17 protein-coding genes and 3 tRNA genes are annotated in these 18,418 nt (G+C 60.6%); 5 read left to right on the forward strand and 15 right to left on the reverse strand.

The window, feature by feature from the left end; translation table 11 throughout:
• The 5 genes from ACX4ZE_RS00130 to ACX4ZE_RS00150 all read right to left on the reverse strand — a co-directional run bounded on the left by ACX4ZE_RS00130 (position 1) and on the right by ACX4ZE_RS00150 (position 3,054).
• Complete coding sequence (locus ACX4ZE_RS00130) at positions 1–315, reverse strand: hypothetical protein (protein WP_480271176.1); 315 nt, start codon at positions 313–315, stop codon at positions 1–3.
• A 114-nt stretch (positions 316–429) separates the two neighbouring features.
• Positions 430–1,086: a transglycosylase SLT domain-containing protein gene (locus tag ACX4ZE_RS00135; RefSeq protein ID WP_480271177.1), complete on the reverse strand. Its 657-nt coding sequence runs from the start codon at positions 1,084–1,086 to the stop codon at positions 430–432.
• An 808-nt stretch (positions 1,087–1,894) separates the two neighbouring features.
• Positions 1,895–2,230: a hypothetical protein gene (locus ACX4ZE_RS00140; protein ID WP_480271178.1), complete on the reverse strand. Its 336-nt coding sequence runs from the start codon at positions 2,228–2,230 to the stop codon at positions 1,895–1,897.
• Positions 2,227–2,529, reverse strand: a complete 303-nt coding sequence (locus tag ACX4ZE_RS00145) for a hypothetical protein (protein WP_480271179.1) — start codon at positions 2,527–2,529, stop codon at positions 2,227–2,229. The genes ACX4ZE_RS00140 and ACX4ZE_RS00145 overlap by 4 nt, the downstream gene beginning before the upstream one ends.
• Positions 2,530–2,978: 449 nt before the next feature.
• Positions 2,979–3,054: transfer RNA gene (locus ACX4ZE_RS00150), tRNA-Lys, on the reverse strand.
• A 303-nt stretch (positions 3,055–3,357) separates the two neighbouring features.
• On the opposite strand from ACX4ZE_RS00150, the gene ACX4ZE_RS00155 reads away from it, so the two are divergent.
• Complete coding sequence (locus ACX4ZE_RS00155) at positions 3,358–4,590, forward strand: L,D-transpeptidase (protein WP_480271180.1); 1,233 nt, start codon at positions 3,358–3,360, stop codon at positions 4,588–4,590.
• 58 nt (positions 4,591–4,648) lie between these two features.
• On the opposite strand, the gene ACX4ZE_RS00160 is transcribed toward ACX4ZE_RS00155, so the two are convergent.
• From ACX4ZE_RS00160 to ACX4ZE_RS00185, 6 genes are all read right to left on the reverse strand, one after another.
• Positions 4,649–4,906, reverse strand: coding sequence for a hypothetical protein (locus ACX4ZE_RS00160; protein ID WP_480271181.1), 258 nt, complete (start codon positions 4,904–4,906; stop codon positions 4,649–4,651).
• A gap of 253 nt (positions 4,907–5,159) precedes the next feature.
• A tRNA-His gene (locus ACX4ZE_RS00165) sits at positions 5,160–5,235 on the reverse strand.
• A 55-nt stretch (positions 5,236–5,290) separates the two neighbouring features.
• Entirely contained in the window at positions 5,291–5,935 is a 645-nt protein-coding gene (orn, locus tag ACX4ZE_RS00170) for an oligoribonuclease (RefSeq protein ID WP_480271182.1), read from the reverse strand.
• Between the two features lie 109 nt (positions 5,936–6,044).
• The gene (gene cmrA / locus ACX4ZE_RS00175; protein ID WP_480271183.1) at positions 6,045–6,848 is read right to left on the reverse strand and encodes a mycolate reductase; all 804 of its coding nucleotides are present in this window, start codon (positions 6,846–6,848) and stop codon (positions 6,045–6,047) included.
• A gap of 91 nt (positions 6,849–6,939) precedes the next feature.
• A complete protein-coding gene (locus ACX4ZE_RS00180) occupies positions 6,940–8,970 on the reverse strand; it encodes an FAD-dependent oxidoreductase (RefSeq protein ID WP_480271184.1) in 2,031 nt (676 codons plus the stop codon).
• A 21-nt stretch (positions 8,971–8,991) separates the two neighbouring features.
• Positions 8,992–9,564: a PadR family transcriptional regulator gene (locus tag ACX4ZE_RS00185; RefSeq protein ID WP_480271185.1), complete on the reverse strand. Its 573-nt coding sequence runs from the start codon at positions 9,562–9,564 to the stop codon at positions 8,992–8,994.
• A 149-nt stretch (positions 9,565–9,713) separates the two neighbouring features.
• Here ACX4ZE_RS00185 and ACX4ZE_RS00190 point away from each other — a divergent pair, with 149 nt between their 5' ends.
• Positions 9,714–11,081, forward strand: a complete 1,368-nt coding sequence (locus ACX4ZE_RS00190; protein ID WP_480271186.1) for an MFS transporter — start codon at positions 9,714–9,716, stop codon at positions 11,079–11,081.
• A gap of 425 nt (positions 11,082–11,506) precedes the next feature.
• Here the strand turns inward: ACX4ZE_RS00190 and ACX4ZE_RS00195 are convergent, their stop codons facing one another.
• Entirely contained in the window at positions 11,507–12,040 is a 534-nt protein-coding gene (locus tag ACX4ZE_RS00195; RefSeq protein ID WP_480271187.1) for a DUF4254 domain-containing protein, read from the reverse strand.
• Positions 12,041–12,427: 387 nt separating this feature from the next.
• Here ACX4ZE_RS00195 and ACX4ZE_RS00200 point away from each other — a divergent pair, with 387 nt between their 5' ends.
• The 3 genes from ACX4ZE_RS00200 to ACX4ZE_RS00210 all read left to right on the forward strand — a co-directional run bounded on the left by ACX4ZE_RS00200 (position 12,428) and on the right by ACX4ZE_RS00210 (position 15,508).
• The gene (locus ACX4ZE_RS00200; protein WP_480271188.1) at positions 12,428–12,748 is read left to right on the forward strand and encodes a hypothetical protein; all 321 of its coding nucleotides are present in this window, start codon (positions 12,428–12,430) and stop codon (positions 12,746–12,748) included.
• A gap of 948 nt (positions 12,749–13,696) precedes the next feature.
• Positions 13,697–14,953, forward strand: coding sequence for a diaminobutyrate--2-oxoglutarate transaminase (ectB, locus tag ACX4ZE_RS00205; RefSeq protein WP_480271189.1), 1,257 nt, complete (start codon positions 13,697–13,699; stop codon positions 14,951–14,953).
• A 147-nt stretch (positions 14,954–15,100) separates the two neighbouring features.
• The gene (locus ACX4ZE_RS00210) at positions 15,101–15,508 is read left to right on the forward strand and encodes a group I truncated hemoglobin (RefSeq protein WP_480271190.1); all 408 of its coding nucleotides are present in this window, start codon (positions 15,101–15,103) and stop codon (positions 15,506–15,508) included.
• Between the two features lie 6 nt (positions 15,509–15,514).
• Here the strand turns inward: ACX4ZE_RS00210 and ACX4ZE_RS00215 are convergent, their stop codons facing one another.
• The 3 genes from ACX4ZE_RS00215 to ACX4ZE_RS00225 all read right to left on the reverse strand — a co-directional run bounded on the left by ACX4ZE_RS00215 (position 15,515) and on the right by ACX4ZE_RS00225 (position 18,343).
• Positions 15,515–16,333, reverse strand: a complete 819-nt coding sequence (locus ACX4ZE_RS00215; RefSeq protein ID WP_480271191.1) for a class II glutamine amidotransferase — start codon at positions 16,331–16,333, stop codon at positions 15,515–15,517.
• Between the two features lie 129 nt (positions 16,334–16,462).
• A complete protein-coding gene (locus ACX4ZE_RS00220; protein WP_480271192.1) occupies positions 16,463–17,374 on the reverse strand; it encodes an NAD-dependent epimerase/dehydratase family protein in 912 nt (303 codons plus the stop codon).
• 895 nt (positions 17,375–18,269) lie between these two features.
• A tRNA-Arg gene (locus ACX4ZE_RS00225) sits at positions 18,270–18,343 on the reverse strand.
• Between the last annotated feature and the right edge of the window lie 75 nt (positions 18,344–18,418).

Raw genomic sequence — 18,418 nt, forward strand, 5'->3', positions numbered from 1 at the left:
TCAGGACCAAGGCTTGATCGGAGGTTTCACCCAGAGCAGCTTCTCGTCGGTGTGCTCGCGTCGTGCTGCCGGATGCGCGGGTTGCCGTGCGGCCCAGCCGTCTTTCTCGTCCAGCAATGACGCCACCATCACCCAGGTTTCGTCGGTGCTCGGTGGATTGGTCGCGGCGGCTTTGGCCACTTTGCGTCGCATGGGTGTCGGCATCGCGAGCACCTCGGTTCCGGTGATGCCGCGGTGCCAGAGATAGCCTGCCAGCCTTCGGGCTTTCTCGGCACGGCTGTCGGTGGCTGCGGCGTTGTGTGCGTAGTCGGTCATGGCATATCTCACAGGTCGGGTGCATCGACCTTAACCGAACTCAGGGTGAACTGACCGAAGCGCGCCGTAGCCTCCCCGTCGACGATGCTGGGAGGCTGGTTCGGTACTGCTGGCTCAGTACGCGCTGCTGACGTTGTCCATCGAGCCATAGCGATGTGCTGCGTAATTGCATGCGGCGGCGATGTTGGCGACCGGATCGTAGATGTTCCAGGAAGTTCCCGCGACGTGATAGGCGTTGAAGGTCGGTTCGATCATCTGGAGCAGACCCTTGGATGGAGTTCCTGCCGCGGCGTTGGAGTCCCACAGGTTGATGGCCCTCGGGTTTCCAGTGGACTCACGCATGATGTTGCGGTGGATGCTGTGGTAAGAGCCTGGGATGTTGTTCGCCCGCATGATGTCGAGAGCTTCGTGGATCCATCCGTCCAGATTGTTCCCATAGGAAACGGGCGCGGCGACTACTTCCGCCACTGGCTTGGCGACGGGTGCTTTGGTGGTGGCTGGTGTCTTGGTGGTGGCCGGTGCTTTGGCGGTGGCCGGCTGCTGTTCGGCCATCACGGCGATGCGAGACGAATCGCTGTCATCATTCATGGCCACCGCGGAAGATACGGCGACGGCCACGATGCCCGCAGCTGCCGCGGCGACGGTGCCGCGGAGCGAGGGGCGTCGGGAGGACGGGGCGGCGCGGTGGGACGGGGCGCGGTGGGACGGGGCGCGGTGAGACGGGGCGCGGTGGGAGGAGGCGCGGTGGGAGGGAATGCGGCTGTCGGACATTGCGAATCGGTTCCTTGATCGGGGACTTGCTCTATCCGGCCGCGTTCGGGCAGCACGGATTCTGCGGCGCACGTTCGTGATCGTTCGCCGAAACGGCCATGTGCTGTTGTGTGGTTCTGTTGTGAGAACGCTCCTGTCCTCGTAGCGCGAACGTTCCGCATGTGGTGCCGGCTCGCCGGTCCGTAGCCTCGGCCGCGGTGTCGCGCGGAGCTTCGCATCGTGGATGCGAAAGAGACGGGCGGAGAGACCAAGATTGCGGATCCGTTGCCGGATTCATTGCTCCGCTGCCCGCGTGGTTGACTACCGCCATCCATCTGGCTGTTACCGAATCGATATTTGCGACTCTTCGGTTCGGCCGAACCTCAGGTCGTTCCGTGACCTGGTTTCAGAATGGTCACACATAGTTAACACAAAGTGAACAGCTATAGAACAAATAGTTCCAGTGATCTTGAATCAGTTGGCAGGTGAAGGCGAAATTGTGCCTTGTGCAGGGCATTTGCTGCTTTGTTAAACGTGTTGCTGAGCACAATTTTTTTTAGTTACAGAACTGGGTGCGCCCATCTCCCCTGGGGGTAAATGTTCGAATTGATACATTTGTCTTGAATAAGAAAAAGTGCAAGACACACTGAGGTCACGAGAATTCCGGTGTCCTGAATCACCGCAGCGTACTCGTTATGAACCACAAGTGCGCCGTGCAATGGTGTCGAAGTATGCGCTGCTGGTCTCATGGCCTCGGTGAGCCGGTATAGGCGGCGAACCGCTACGGGATTGCGCTGGTGGAGAACCCACCGAGTTCGGGGCGGTTATATCAGAGCCGCGCCTCGCACAGCGCATTGCGACATGTGCAACCCTCGTCTTGGAGCTGCCCCGCGAAACCGAGCACCTCCTCAGCTGACCGTACTCGAGGCTCGTTCTCGGCAAGCCATGTCAACATCTGAGCATTCAGCCGGCGTGGCTGACAGCCGCGCAGCTCGATCACCAATGCCGAATCCATATCCAGCAGCCGGAACATCGCGGATTGCCCCGGAGGACCGGGAATCGCATCCAACTGCACACTGCCGATCTTCCAGCTACGGTTCTGTTGGTCGGAGCTCACCGTCACCGATTGTCCTTTCGCGTCCAGGTAGAACTCACCCCTCTTCATGAGGGATGCGCGCGGGTAACTTTGAGGAATGCGCAGATGATCCAGCCGACGATAACTGTGAAATCGGACGGATCTACCGCCAAAGGCGATTCCTGACCACTCGCCCAACAGGTCCCTGCAATGGCATGGCGTTTGGGTGTGACCGCGAGCTGCTCCGGCTGGAACGGCACTGCAACAGCATATCCGGAACCGTCATTTGCGCAACCTGCAAAACTGGCATGGGCTGCCATGTGGGGGCAGGTTCCATCTGTTTGTCCGTATTGCTCTACGGAGGCGCCCCACGAGGTATCGGCGTTCATGGCAGATGTCATAGACGAAGGTGCCCGTTGGTATCTCTGTCAGTTCTATGGCCGAACCCGTTGGGCCATCAGTTGCTACTCCGAGGTCCGGTAGTCTTGAACGCTGTGGTTTCCATGGCCTGCACTGGTTTCGGGCCTGGCGTAGCTATTCGCCGATGCTGTTCAGCGGAGTGAAGTTCGACTTGATGTCCGGTGCGGTGGTGTGTCCCTACTGCCTTACTGCAGCGGCAGTCCAGGTGGCTGATGCCGGCCGACGAGCTCTTCCATGACTGGTTCGGTCTCTTGGCGTTCGCGACTATCCGGGTGCGGCCGTCGATTACACGGTGTTCGAACGAAAACCGTTCGCCGCCGAACTTGTCCGAGCGGGACGAAGCGCTTGATCGGCCGTGGAGAGCGCATTGCTGGATCCCCGCGAGTTACGTGACCGTCGGGTGCTGTCGCTCTACTGATGGTGCGCCATCAGGGACTCGAACCCCGAACCCGCTGATTAAGAGTCAGCTGCTCTGCCAATTGAGCTAATGGCGCTTGCGCCGTGTTCTGGCGCGGGACAAACCTTAACAGGCTAAGGCCGAAGAAGGGAAATCGCGTTCTGAACCGTGTGGATGTGACTTCTCCCTGAGGTGGTGATGCGGGGCATGGGGAGTTGATCTATCGGATGTAACGCTGCAGTGACGGGCGTGGTGTTCACATTGGTCTGGAGGTGTCCTGCTGGCAGAATGTCCGATCATGGTCTCGACCGCGCGTGGTACGGAGGGGTGGGCAGCGTGGCGGTTGGTATCTGAGGCCATCGGTGCGTTCCAGGGCGCCGAGACTTGAAACGGGGTTGAGATGAACATTGGTCGGGGTCGGCGCAAGTCGGCTGCAGGTTGGTCGATACGAGATATCGCAGGGCCGGTAATCGTGGTGGTCATTGCCACATTGGCGTTAGCGGGGTGTTCGTCGTTCAACACCAAGGATGCGGCCGAGGTGGCTATCGACCGCAACCCTATTACGGAATTGATCAAGCCCAAGCTGTTGTCTCCGGTCAAGGACGGTGAGGTGGGGGTCTCTCCGATCATGCCGATGTCCTTCAGAGTGGAAGACGGCAAGTTCACGGACGTGACTTTGCTCAACCCGCAGGGCAAGGCTGTGAGCGGCGAGCTGGCCGCAGACGGGCGGTCGTGGGCGACCACCGAAGTACTCGGTTACGGCAAGACCTATCGGTTACAGGCCAATGCTATCGGGCTCGGCGGTGCGAATTCCGCGACGCTGAGTTTCACTACCAATTCGCCGGACAACCAGACCAAGCCCTACCTGATTCCGGGTGAGGGGGAGGTGGTCGGCATCGGCCAGCCAGTGGCCATCCAGTTCGACGAGAACATCCCCAACCGAAGGGCTGCGCAGGATGCGATCAAGATCACCACTGAACCGCCGGTGGAGGGCGCGTTCTACTGGTTGAACAACCGTGAGGTGCGCTGGCGGCCGGAGCATTTTTGGGCGCCAGGGACCAAGGTCACTATCGATGTGGGTGTCTATGGGCGAGATCTGGGTAACGGACTGTACGGTCAGGACGACATTCATTCGTTCTTCACCATCGGCGACGCGATGGTCTTCACCGCGGACGACAAAACCAAGCAGGTGACCGTCGAGCGGAACGGTCAGGTGATCAGAACCATGCCGACCTCGATGGGCAAGGACAGCACACCCACGGATAATGGCATCTACATCGTTTCGGATCGGCACAAGCAGATCATCATGGACTCCTCGACCTATGGCGTGGCAGTCGATTCACCGGACGGCTATCGGATTCCGGTGGATTTCGCGACGAGAATGTCTTACAGCGGCATTTTCTTCCACTCGGCACCGTGGTCGGTCGGCCAGCAGGGCTATAGCAACACCAGCCATGGCTGCTTGAATCTCAGCCCGGAGAATGCGCGCTGGGTGTATCAGAATGCCAAACGCGGTGATATCGCGATTGTGAAGAACACTGTGGGCGGCACTTTGTCCGGTGTGGACGGCTTGGGTGATTGGAATATTCCATGGCAGGTCTGGAAGGCCGGTAACGCGGACGACAACCGCTGAGTCGAAGTAGGAGAACCCCGGACGGGCCACCAGAGATCTGGTGGCCCGTCCGGGGTTCTCAGGGCTTCAGTGCGTCGCAGTTCAGGTAGGAATCACCGATGAGGGCGAATGCGCTGCCGGTGGCGGCACACAGCAATTTGTCGCCCGCCGAACCGGTGCCAGAAGATCCGGTAGTGACCAGCCCGGCTGCTGAGCCACTTGATGCCGAGCCGGACTCGGGCATCGATGGAAGGTCGATGGCCGCGGCCGCGGTTCCGGTGGACCCGGTCAGAACAGTGGCGCCGACGAAGGCTGCGATAACCGCGGAACGCATCACGAGGTGTCTTTCTAGTCGAACTTGGAGGATGCTCTGGCGACGCCACCCTCCCATGCAGTCTATGAGTGTGTTCGAGTGTTGTATCAGGTTCTGGAGGATATTCGTCTATATCACAATGAGCAGTGGACACCGTGCTGCTCTGATGCGTTGTAGTGTCTGTGACGAGTGCGGGCCGGGCTCGGAAAGGGGCAGGCGGGGGGCTGAACAGGACTGTGGCCCAGACGCTGAGGGCTCTCCGGCGTCTGGGCCACTATGGGGTGAGCGACGGGACTCGAACCCGCGACAGCCAGGATCACAACCTGGTGCTCTACCAACTGAACTACGCTCACCATTGCCGGTGAACAACCGGCGGGCTAGATAGTAGCGCGTTACCCCCCTAACTCCCTAATCAGTTTCTGGTGAGCCGTCGACCTGGGTTGATTCGATCTGTTCTGTGCTGACCTCCGCGGCGACCGCAGCGATGTCGGTCGTGGAGGGGCCGGGCTGGGCAACGAATGCAGTGCGTCGGTAGTACTTCAGTTCGCGAATGGATTCCTGGATATCGGCTAGCGCACGATGGCTCAGGCCCTTTTCCGGCTGGCCGAAGTAGATGCGTGGGTACCAGCGGCGGCATAGTTCTTTGATCGAGCTCACATCGATCATCCGGTAGTGCAGATGAGCATCCAGCAGTGGCATGTCCCTGGCGATGAAGCCACGGTCGGTGGCGATCGAATTGCCCGCCAGCGGCACGGTGCGCGGGGTGGGAATGTGCTGGCGGACATAGTCGAGTACTCGCTGTTCGGCCTCGGCCAAGCTCATGGTGGAGTGGCGAACTTCATCGGTCAAGCCCGACCGCGCGTGCATTTCGGCGACCACCGCGGGCATCGCGGCGAGCGCCTCTTCATCGGCGTGGATGACGATGTCCACGCCCTCTCCGAGGATGTTGAGATCGCTGTCGGTCACCAGTGCGGCCACCTCGATCAATTTGTCGCTGTCGAGGCGCAGGCCGGTCATCTCGCAATCCATCCACACCATGTACTTGTCGCTCACTCGAGCAACATTAGCCGGATCGCGTCGCCACACTTGTGCTATGCCAGGTCCACCCGTTTCGGTGCGTCGCCTGATTTCGCATGGTCTGTGGTAGTTCGCGGCAGGTCGCTCAGTTGCCGAGTTTCTTGTAGAACGCGCCTGCGATGGGCGCGGTGAACACTCGCGGGCCGTATTGCCCCGCCACGCTCATGCCCTTGCTGATCAGCCCGGGAACCACGCGCATTTTATTGTGTACGAGAGCGTCGATGGAGACTTTGGCGGTGTATTCCGAGGAAACCCACATGAAGTCGGGCACCATCCGGTCGATGATGGAGGCATCAGCGGGGTCCGGGATCTCGGTGCGGACCGGGCCAGGAGCCAGCAGGGTGACATGCACCCCGGAGCCCTTCAGCTCACCACGCAGTGACTCGCAGAACGTGTTGGCGAATGCCTTGCTCGCAGCGTAGGTGGCGTTGTTCGGGATCGGCATGTTGCCCGCCGCGGAGCCGCTGATAAGAATCCCTCCGCCGCCGCGGGCGATCATGCCGGGAAGCACAGCCAATGTGAGATCGTGTACCGCGACGGTATTGAGCTCCACCTGCGCACGCTCGTAGTCCGGGTCGAGTTCGGCGACCGCGCCGAAAGTCGCGATGCCCGCGTTGTTGCACAGCACGGCGATATCGCGAGCGGTCAGTTCCTCTGCCAGCTGGGCACGTTGGGTACGGTCGGCCAGGTCGACGGGCCGCACTTCCGCGGTGATGCCGTGGGCCAGGGTCAGTCGCTGCGCGAGCTCGGTCAGCAGTTCACCGCGGCGGGCGGTGAGGATCAGCGAGTAGCCACGAGTGGCGAGTTCGGCGGCGAGCGCAGTACCGATGCCGGAAGAGGCTCCGGTGACGACCGCGCGGTTATCTGAGGTAGGGGAGGGCAGGCTCACCTGGTGCAGCCTAGGCGATACGGCGTATTGCCAGGGTTGTGCCTGCCGCCGCAGACGGCGGCCGAGTGTTCTTGCCCGGCCGCCGGGTCGGTCAGAGCCGGGCGGCCAGTCTGGTGCCCTGATCAATGGCCCGCTTGGCGTCGAGCTCGGCGGCGAGTTCGGCGCCGCCGATGAGGTGCAGGCTGACACCGGCGGCTCGCAGTGGGGCCTCCAGATCGCGGACGGATTCCTGTCCTGCGCAGATCACCACGTTGTCGACCGGGATCAGCTGGGGCCGTTGGCGTTTCTCGCCGAAGCTGATGTGCAGGCCGTTGTCGTCGATGCGTTCGTAGTTCACGCCACCGATCTGTTCTACGCCCTTGGACTTCAGCGCGGCACGGTGTACCCAGCCGGTGGTCTTGCCGAGGTCCTTGCCGAAGGAAGTTGTCTTGCGTTGTAGTAGAACGACTTCACGGGTGGCAGGGGCTGGGCGAGGGGTGGTGAGCTGCCCTGGGGCTTGCTCGTCTTCGGCGGTGACGCCCCACTCCTCTTTCCATTCGTCCAGTTTGAGTGTGGGATGTCCTTCGACAGTGAGGAATTCGCTCACGTCGTAGCCGATGCCACCCGCACCGATCACGGCAACGCGCTTACCGACCGGCTTCTCTTCGCGAACCAGCTCGGCATACGACAGCACCATGGGGTGATCGATGCCAGGGATATCGGGGATACGTGGCTGTACACCGGTGGCGAGCACGACCTCGTCGTAGCGTCCTGCGATGAGTTCATCGGCGCCGACCCGTTTGTTCAGATGCACGGTGACGCCGGTGAGCTCGAGCTTTCGAGTGTAGTACCGGATGGACTCGTCGAATTCTTCTTTGCCGGGGATACGGCGGGCGATATCGAATTGGCCGCCGATCTTGTCATCGGCTTCGAACAACTCGACGTGGTGGCCGCGTTCGGCGAGATTTACTGCCGCTGACAGCCCAGCCGGTCCCGCACCGACCACCGCGATGCGCTTGGTGCGCCGCGTCGGCAGCAGTTTCAGCTCCGTCTCGTGGCCTGCGCGCGGGTTGAGCAGGCAGGATACGGTTTTGCGCTGGAAGGCGTGGTCCAGGCAGGCTTGATTGCAAGCGATACAGGTGTTGATCTCGTCGACTCGATCCTGCGCGGCCTTGTTCACCCACTCCGGATCGGCGAGCAGCGGGCGGGCCAGCGAAACAAGCTGGGCATCGCCGCGGGTGAGGATCTCCTCGGCCACCTCGGGCATATTGATCCGGTTCGATGCGCAGACCGGAATATTCACTTGTGCGGTGACCTTCGCAGTGAACTCCACGAAGGCCGCACGAGGTACCGAGGTGACTATGGTAGGCACCCGCGCCTCGTGCCAGCCGATATCGGTGTTGAGGATATTCACCCCGGCTGCTTCGAGTTCCTTAGCCAGCGTGACGATCTCGTCGAAAGTTTGCCCTTTCTCCACCAGTTCGGCCATGGATAGTCGGAATATGATGATGAAGTCCGGACCGACCGCGGCGCGAGTGCGGCGTACGATCTCCACCGCGATCCGGCGCCGGTTCTGTGCCGATCCGCCCCACGCATCGGTGCGCTTGTTGGTGCGCGGCGCGAGGAATTGGTTGATGAAGTAGCCTTCACCGCCCATTATCTCGCAGCCATCGTAACCGGCGAACTGGGCCAGTTTCGCACAGCGTGCGTAGTCGTCGATAGTCCGCTCGATGCCCTTGGCCGAGAGTGCGCGGGGCCGGAATGGATTGATCGGGGCTTTGAGCGATGAGGCCGATACACTGCCCGGCATATAGGAGTAACGGCCGGCGTGCAGGATCTGGATAGCGATCTTCCCGCCCTGCTCGTGTACCGCCTTGGTAATCGTCCGGTGCCGGTATGCCTCGGTCTTGTTGGTCAGCTTCGCGCCCAACGGCAGCAGCCAGCCGGTGCGGTTGGGCGCGTATCCGCCGGTGATGATCAGGCCGGCCCCGCCGCGTGCGCGTTCGGCCAAGTAGGCGGCCAGCTTGTTGGTATCCCAGGCGCGGTCCTCCAGGCCGGTGTGCATCGACCCCATCACCACGCGGTTGCGCAGGGTGGTGAAGCCGAGATCAAGCGGCTCGAGCAGGTGAGGGAAGGAACTCATGGATACGGTCGCCTTTCTCCGTCAATCCGCGTGCGAAGCCGATACCCGCGGGTGCGGTGCGTGCGGATGCAGGGCTTGCAGGACTTCGTCGCACCATTCGATGAACCCCGACTCCGCGCGAATGCCCGCGCGGAGGACGAGATACTGGTGCAGGGCCGTCCCGGTGAGCTGATCCGGGGCGGGAAAATCATGTTGTTGGATGTGCGAGTACAGCTCGAGTCGATGGGTATGCCGGTCCCGGTGGCGGGCTACTTCGGTGCGTAAGGCGACGATATCGCCATAGGCAGCGGCACGGATTTTCACTGCGAGCTCGTTGCGCGGCGTCTCGGAGTTGCTCGGTTCGGCGATCCAGCGAGCCAGTTCGGTGCGGCCTTCTGGACTCACCGAGTACACCTTCTTGTCTGGTTTGCCCGTTTGTGCCACTGCTGTGCTGTGCACCCAGCCGGATTTCTCCATCCGTTTGAGAACGCGGTAGATCTGCTGATGGGTCGCGCTCCAGAAATAGCCGATGGATTTGTCGAAGCGTCGCGCGAGCTCGTATCCCGAGCCAGCGCGCTCGGTCAGCGATACCAGCAGCGCGTGCTCGAGTGCCATGCGGTGAGCGTAGCCGCGCCATACCTCTATATGCAACTAGTTGCATATTAATTCTGCGCCTGTATTGTTCCTGGCCGCGTGTCCGGTTCGTATGGTGGGCTGCCAGGCGCAACACACCTGAATCGGATATGGCGGCTATGCTGCGCGGCATGACCGAGGTAGGCGCGCGGGCAGCTATCGGGTCGGCTGCTGGGCGCGGGCAAGCGATGGCGTGGGGGCTGTGGGATTGGGGCTCCGCGGCATTCAACGCCGTTGTCCTCACCTTCGTTTTCTCGGTGTATCTCACCGACAAGGTCGGCGCAGACCTACCCGGTGGGATTTCCGCCAGCGCCTGGCTGGCCTGGGCACTTGGTATCGCGGGCTTGCTCGTGGCGTTGACCGCTCCGATCAGCGGCCAGCGTTTCGACGCCTCGGCGAAGCGCAAACTCTCCCTCGGTGTGCTGACCACGCTGACGGTTGTGGCGATGGCGCTGATGTTCTTCGTGCACGACGACTATCACGATCTGTGGCTCGGCCTGGCTCTCCTCGCATTCGGGTCGGCTTGTTTCGAGTTGGCCAATGTGCCCTACAACGCGATGCTGCGGCAGGTGTCCACACCGCAGAATGTGGGCCGGATATCCGGATTCGGTTGGGCGATGGGATATTTCGGTGGCATTGTCTTGCTGCTGATCTGCTACTTCGGCTTTATCTCCGGAGAGGGGGACAATCGCGGCCTGCTCGAGGTGCCGACCGACAACGGGCTCAATATCCGTCTGGTCGTTGTGCTGGCCGCAGTCTGGTTTGCCGCTTTCGCACTACCGGTTCTGTTCGTGGTGCCGGAATCGCCGCGAGTCGGTGCTGGTCCAGGCGTGGCTGCTGCCGGGTTCTTCGGTTCGTACCGGGTGCTCTGGCGCGATCTGCGTGATCTGTGGCGTGCGGATCGCCGCACGGTCGGGTTTCTGTTGGCCAGTGCTGTGTTCCGTGACGGCCTTGCTGGGGTGTTCACCTTCGGGGCGGTTCTGGCCGTTCAGGTCTATGGGATCGCCGATTCGGATGTGCTGTTGTTCGGTATAGCCGCCAATGTGGTGGCAGCGCTGGGGGCGATTGTCGCGGGCCGTTTCGACGATCGTGTCGGGCCGAAGGCCGTGATCGTGGTATCTCTTGCCGCGATGCTGGTCTGCGGGCTCGTACTGCTTGTCGTCTCCGGCCCGCTGCTGTTCTGGGTCTTCGGGTTGTTGCTCACTGTTTTTGTCGGTCCAGCGCAGGCAGCGGCGCGTTCGTTCCTGGCCAGGCTCGCCCCAGTGGGGCGCGAAGGACAACTCTTCGGCTTGTACACGACTACAGGACGTGCGGTGTCCTTCCTCGCGCCGAGTCTGTTCGGATTGTTCGTCTGGCTGTTCGATGCGGATCGCGCGGGCATCGCCGGCCTGCTTGTGGTGCTCGCGGCCGGACTCATAGTGCTGTTGCCGGTCCGGTCACCGGACTCGATCGTCGAAGGCCGCGCCGACTCGATTCCCGGAAAATCCGGAGTGGCGTGATCGCCGATTTGCTGGAACCAAGGCGCTGGTGTTCCTGGCTCGACCTCGGTGACCGGAGGGCGTTGCCCGGCCAGTGCCGAGGGCGCCGGAGATCATCTCGTCCGAAAATTTTCCGCAAAATACTCTGCGTTCGCATCGTTGCATGGCGTTGAGAGTGAGACATCGCTCGGATTTTCCAGGGGGTGCCGGAAACGGATGAATGATGCTGGTATGGGAATTTTCGAGTAATTCGAAAGCTTCGGGAAAGTAATTCAATAATTGACATCTTTCTGTGCCGGGCATGCCGGTGGTATCACCAATATTGTTACTGGCGATACCACAGGGCCGGCCAGAAGTTCGTCATACGGATCGCCGGTGCGATCGGATGAACCGAGCAGTTGCCGTGGCACTCGGGGGCGGACGCGACAGCCTGCGACCAGGGTGGATCACCACACTGGCAGCCGACGTCGGTGTTCGATGACGTCGGTGATCAGATCCTGGTAGCCGTCGATCAGTTCGGCGAGCCTGGTCCAATGCAGGTGGGCTTCCTCGTCCCCCTGTGCCGAGTGCGGCCGAGTCTTCCCATTTTCGGTCAAAAACCGTTGGGCGGCAACCCACTTAGCTGCTATCCGATCGATGACCGCGCCGAGCGACTCAGTGTGCATCGAGGCACCTGTCCGGTGTTGTATGTTGGCGGTGACCCATGAGTCGATGTATCCGACCCATTCGGCACGCTGACCGTCGATGCCCTCGAGCAATTGACTGTATGCCGCGACATGTGCGCTGGAGGCGCCGGGGGTGTGCAGGCACTCGAGCGCTCGACATCGCTGTTCATGGCACTCGACGAGCCCGCGAGCGGCGTGCAATACATGGTGGCGTTGCTGCTCGGCAGCGCCCGGTTCACGAAATGCGCGAAGCAGCGCGGCCGGTGGGGGCAGCTCTTCAGCCGTGAAGCTGCATTGTGCGTATTCGGTTGGCATGGCATAACCTCTGCGAAAAATCAGAACCTTGGCTACGCCGAGACCGAGGGGATTAGAGGGTAGGAGCGCCCCACGGTCCAGCGTAGTCCCGCACCCGAATGTCATCCCATAGCCACCTATAGAGCGGAGGCGTCGGAAAATCCTCGACGATGCGCGAGAAGACGGATCCGAGAAATTGAGACACTTTCAGGAAAGCGCGATATCCGAATCCGCGCAATAGCATGGTGTGCAGATAGGAGAGCTGCCGGGAAATTGTTATATTCCGTTACGGATCGGTCACCCGTTACTGTGTGCCGATACGTACCTATTAATGGTCGGGCGTATGAGTGGCAATCGTATCGGGGCCATGACCGCGCACGGTCATCCGATCGGCTAACCTCGGTATTCGTGCCCGCCTACGTGTCCTCGCCTGAGCTGACATTCGGCTTCCTGTTCGCGTTGGAAGACCCCGAGCGAATCGCGGAGGTCGTGCGCACTCTCATCGTCCGCAAGACCGTCTCGGTCTTCCGCCTTGCCCGGCTTTCCGACGACGAGGGCCCGCCGGAGCGGTATGTGGTCAACTGGGCGGTCGTACCGCAGATCTCGATCACCACTGTCGTGCCGGACGCGGACGAGCTGCTGGCGACCAGGACAATGCTGGTCAATGCCTTCCTCGGAGAAGACGGCGAGGTCAGCCTCTATTCGGCTCAGTCGAGCGGACCGGTCTGATCGGCCGATCAGTTGTCGGGAACCAGTCGGGCCTGAGCGATTTCGGCCACCCGTCGGTATCGCAGCCGAGTCGAAGACTCCGGCGTTGATTCAGATGTCCTGGCCGTAGTGGCCTGTGCACACGCTCTGTTGGCTTATTGGTACGAGTCGTGCCGTTTCCAGACAGTCTGACACGCGACAATCAGGATATACCGTGCTGGTTGCGGTGTGGTGCAAGTAACCGGAAGTAGCATCGCTCATGGAGTCTGGGAAGCCTGTCGCGCCCACCACCCCGATCCGCGTACGAGGCGATCTCCACCCCACACTCTCCCGATGGATGTGGTTGATCAAGTGGCTATTGGCTGCTCCGCGCGGCGTCTATGACTTTGCGATGGGCATCAATGCTGGTTTATCCGGGTTCAGGCGTACGTGGGGCTTATACGGGACGAATACCCGACCCTTCGGCTCGGTCGAGCCACTACGAGGCCTCGGTGGACACCGGCGGCAGCCGCCGAGCTAGTCGTACCTCAGCATGCGCCAGGCGACCTTGGATTGCGACAAGCACACACTCGCAAATTCTCTCGATGCTCTCACGCATCAAGGCAGCGGCTACACCCCGATGCTGCTTCCATGTCGAGCCTGCCGAGGGTGTGTAGTAGGAGAATCAGTCACACCTCGGTGGGTGTGACCACGTGAAACCGGACTGGCGAAAGACGACCGGTAGCTTAGATTGGCGCAGAATCCAGCGCTTACCGGAGTCGTATAGCCGACAGCATCGTGGAATCGTTTCCCATGGCAGGGTTGCCTACTCGTACTCCAGTATGACGCGCATGCGACGGCTTTGCTGGCCCGAGTGAATGGAGGATTTCGCGCAGTTTTGGGAAAAGCGCATCGTCGCGCGGCCATCAGTGTTAGAAACACTATCACTTCAGATATTTGGAGTCTGCGCACCAAGAGTGAGGATGGCCGATGACCATCACTGAGATGACTGTTTTCGAGGCTCTCGAATCGAATGTGCGCGGGTACTGTCGCTGCTGGCCCGCCATCTTCGATACCGCGAGCGGAGCATGGTTGCGGGATGAGAACGGCAAAGAGTATCTGGACTTTTTCGCCGGAGCGGGCTCGCTCAACTACGGCCACAACAATCCCGTGCTCAAACGATCCTTGCTGGACTACATCACCAGGGACGGCATCACCCACGGACTCGATATGTCCACCGTGGCCAAACGGGGCCTGCTGGAATCCTTGCGCGATATTGTCCTCGATCCGCGCGGGCTGAACTACAAGATCCAGTTTCCTGGGCCGACCGGCGCGAACGCTGTCGAGGCCGCATTGAAGCTCGCGCGGAAGATCACCGGACGGCAGACTGTGTTGAGCTTCACCAATGCCTTCCACGGCATGTCCCTGGGTGCCCTCTCGGTTACTGGGAACACGGCGAAACGGGCAGGTGCTGGGGTGCCGCTCGCGCACGCCATGCCGATGCCCTACGACAGATACCTGGGTGTCGCCGACGACCTGCTCTGGATGCGTCGCGTGCTTGACGACCCGTCTTCGGGGCTGGACAGACCTGCTGCGGTGATTGTGGAGACGGTGCAGGGCGAAGGGGGTATCAACGTCGCGAGCGCGAAGTGGTTGCGCGGCCTGGCCGAGCTCTGTGCCGCGCGAGGAATCCTGCTGATAGTCGATGACGTGCAGATGGGCTGTGGTCGGACCGGGTCCTTTTTCTCCTTCGAGATCGCGGGCATCGTCCCGGACATCGTCACCTTGTCCAAATCGATCAGTGGCTACGGCCTGCCGCTGGCGTTGGTATTGTTCAAGCCTGAGCTCGATCAGTGGGCGCCGGGCGAGCACAATGGAACTTTCCGAGGTAATAACCCGGCTTTCGTCACTGCGCGCATTGCGCTGGAACACTACTGGTCCGATTCTGCGCTGGAACGCGCCACATCAGTGAAGGGGGAGCGGCTCGGCTTGGCGTTGAGCGAGCTGGCCGCGACGTTCCCCGGTATCACCACGCGTGGCCGCGGGCTGGTGCATGGTGTCGCCTTCGACGACACATCACAGGCGGAGAAGGTCGCCCACGCCGCGTTCGACCGCGGTTTGCTCGTCGAGACTTCGGGTTCGGCCGACGAAGTGGTCAAGCTGATGCCACCATTGACTGCCACTGATGCCGAGATCGATCACGGTGTCGAGCTGCTCACCGGTGCGGTCGAGTCGGTGTGCGGCTGAAATAAGCAAGCGGTACATTGTGTTGCCGAAAACTCACAGCTTTCTCTTCGCGGTGGTGCGGAATGGGTAACCGAGATGCGAACAAGGTGATTTATCTGCGACATCGTACTAATAGACAGGCAATGCCCAGCTGATGTCCTGGTAGCTATGTATATGCTCACACGGCTCAGAAGGAGCCCGAAAACCACCAGTATCTATGACAAGATCGGCGGCTACGAGGCGCTCGAGGTCGTCGTCGACGACTTCTATACCCGAGTTCTCGCCGACGCGGAACTAGCCGCCTTCTTCACCGGCACGAACATGTCGCGGCTGAAAGGAAAGCAGGTCGAATTCTTCGCCGCTACTCTCGGCGGCCCCATCTCTTATACCGGAACCTCGATGAAGCAGGTCCACCAGGGGCGAGGCATCACCATGCACCATTTCGGCTTGGTGGCACACCACCTCGAACAGTCTCTAGCCGCTGCCGGGGTTCCTGGCGATACTGTCGCCGACATCATGTCCGCTATCGCACCGTTGGCTGAAGCCATCGCCTCTCCGTCCTCGAAACTCTCCTGACCCAGGTCAGGGCACAACCGGTTCGAAGGGCCGAATTTCGCCTCGGCCAGGGCGGACGACACCGGCCGATGATTCGGGGACTTCGGTCCAGTCACCCGGAAGATCGCCAAGTGGCTCAGAGACCACAAATCGGATTTCCTCACTCAGATGGTGCGCATCCTCGATATCCGGATGCAGTGCGCGCAACACCGAGCTACTAGTGGAGTAGAACAGCGATCGGGTCTGCCGTTGGCTGGAATAGCGGAAAAACCACATGGACTCGCCATCGGTGGTGGCGACGGTCATCTGTACCGGGGCGGGAACTCCATACGATCGGCCGACCGCCTCGACCATGCCGACCGCGCGGGCGACCGCGCCGAAAGGGTCGTCACCGAGGCCGAATGTCAGTGCCAGGAAGAACAGTAATTCCGAGTCTGTCGAACCCTCGATATCGGCGAACAAGGCCGGGGCGATCGCCGTCATCAGATCCCGCTTGATGGTGCGGAAACCACGAAACCCGCCGTTGTGCATCCATAGCCACTGGCCGTATCGGAACGGATGGCAGTTGCTGCGCTGAACCTCGGTCCCGGTCGAGGCGCGCACATGCGCGAAGAACAACGGCGTTCGTACCTGGCTCGCGATCTCCCGCAGGTTCCGGTCATTCCACGCGGGCTCGATGTTCTTGAATACCGCAGGTTGAGAGCCTTCGCCGTACCAGCCGATCCCGAAGCCGTCACCGTTCGTGGTCGTCTCGCCGAGTGTCGAGTGCAGGCTCTGGTCGATCAGTGAATGTCGTGGCCGGAACAGAAGGTCCTCGGCCAGGATGGGCTCTCCTGAATAGGCCATCCACCTGCACATACATTAATTGAAGCAGAATGATCAGGTGCTCGGTCCGAAACCATGCACTCAGGGTGGTCGTCGGTGGTGGTATCGCAACTTCATGATCAGGATCGATGACGCGTGTCGGCTCTGATGTCACTTACGTCCAGAATTAACCGCTACCGCCTCCTCGCAGGACCACATAGGTTGCCAGCCGATCTGCTTTTCCAGACGTTCCGAGGTCACCGTTGCTTCACCGATCGTCACCCACTCGGAGGAGAGGGGCATGATTCCGATCCGGTACAGGAGATCGACGACTCGTTCCGAGGGCGCCAGCGGAACAGACACGCACAAACTCCCTCCTAGATCAGCGATTTCGCGTACCGTCACATATCCCCGAGGCCCGATGTTGAACACGCCGCAGCATCTCTGCTCGATGATCTTGATCATAGCGTCAGCAAAGTCATCCTGATGAAGGAATTGATACGCAGCCGATGACGCTCGCGGATAAACGATCACTCTATGTCTGAACATCCGCACACCGGAGTTGTCCATATCTGGTCCGACGACGTAGGTCGGTCGCAGTATGCAGAGACGTTCCGCGAGAGTTTCATCGCGGCGTAACTTGTCCTCGAGCAGCAACTCCATCTCTGCTTTTTGGTCGAAATAGAATTTGCCGGGGGATCGTCGTACAGGGGTCGATTCGTCCAGACACTGACCCGCGCGATAGGTGACACCGTACGCGTTGATGCTCGAGAAGATGATGATATGGCCGATACCTGCGTTCAGCGCGAGGTCGACAATGGATTCTACTGCTTCGACATTTACTTTTCGAGCTTGCTGCTTATCTCGCGGCTCTTTGATGACATAAGCCGTATGAACAAGGCAATCAGTGCCGGTCAGGTGCTGTGTGGTCAATTCCGAGAGAGACCCGTACTGTATGAACTCTACTTTGCTGTGTCGAACCCGGGGCGGGTGACGCGAAAACGCCTTCACCGAATCGACCATGGCGGATCCCGCCAGTGCCCGTATGAGCACAGTGGCAAGATCTCCGGAGGCGCCGGTCACAGCGATCCTGGTCATAGTGCTGATAGCCTCTCCGCTCCACGACTGCGCTTCCCGGCGAGTGGGAGCAGCTGTTCATCGCCGTCGAGATGCTTATACAGACATAAGGCCCAATTCGCCATTTTTCGAGTACGGGAATATTCGGGGCCGAGGTGGCTGCTCCACCCCCCGCCGCTCTCGTTCGAGAGATGGGGACTCGAACTGCACGTTATACCTCCTCGACCGGATGTATCAGTGTCACCCTGATCGGACAGCTGTCATGGGACGCTCGTGCGTGTATTGCTCTTCGGCAATTCTAGCTGACGTCATGTCTCACCGTGCAAGCGAACCCTATCGCGCCAGTGAACATCGACTAGCCATGTATGACACTGTAGATAAGTTTGCCGGACACAGTCGCGCAGATTCTCCTAGATTTTTCGGTATTTATTACTGCTCCAGCGGGAAATTAAACCAGCGCATCCGAATAGTATCCACGACATCGGCGGCGGACATGACTCCGACCTGATCGAGTGGACCCGGCACTACGAATCCCTCGACTCCCAGCTCGGTAAGAATATCCAGCCCGGAGTAGTCGCGCGGATAGCAGCATCATACGTTCTAAGTCAGGTAGGTGTACCCGGAAATCAACAGCGGCCATCGGACTCCAATACCGAGTGAAGCACTCGCAGAAACTCTGAGTGCATAGGACTCTGAGTGCATAGGAACGAACTGATCTTTGCGCTGGGCGGCGAGACATCAGAGCACTGAGTCCGGTCATCGGCCAGGTGGCCATGGCTTAGTGGTGTGCGGGTGGCCTTTCCCGGGGAGATTCCTTGGTGTGAACTCTGCGGGTGTGAACTCTGCGTTCGGTGGGTAGTACCCCTGGTGACCCGTTCTGAACGGGTCACCAGGGGTTCAGTGCCCCCGGCAGGAATCGAACCTGCGACCTAGGGATTAGAAGGCCCTTGCTCTATCCAACTGAGCTACGGAGGCAGTCGGGTCAACGATGGCTGACGTCGACCGGGCTGTCCAGCGGGGCAAGTATAGCGACTGTCCAGATACCGGGTT

It is taken from the genome of Nocardia sp. TBRC8007, from assembly GCF_056629435.1.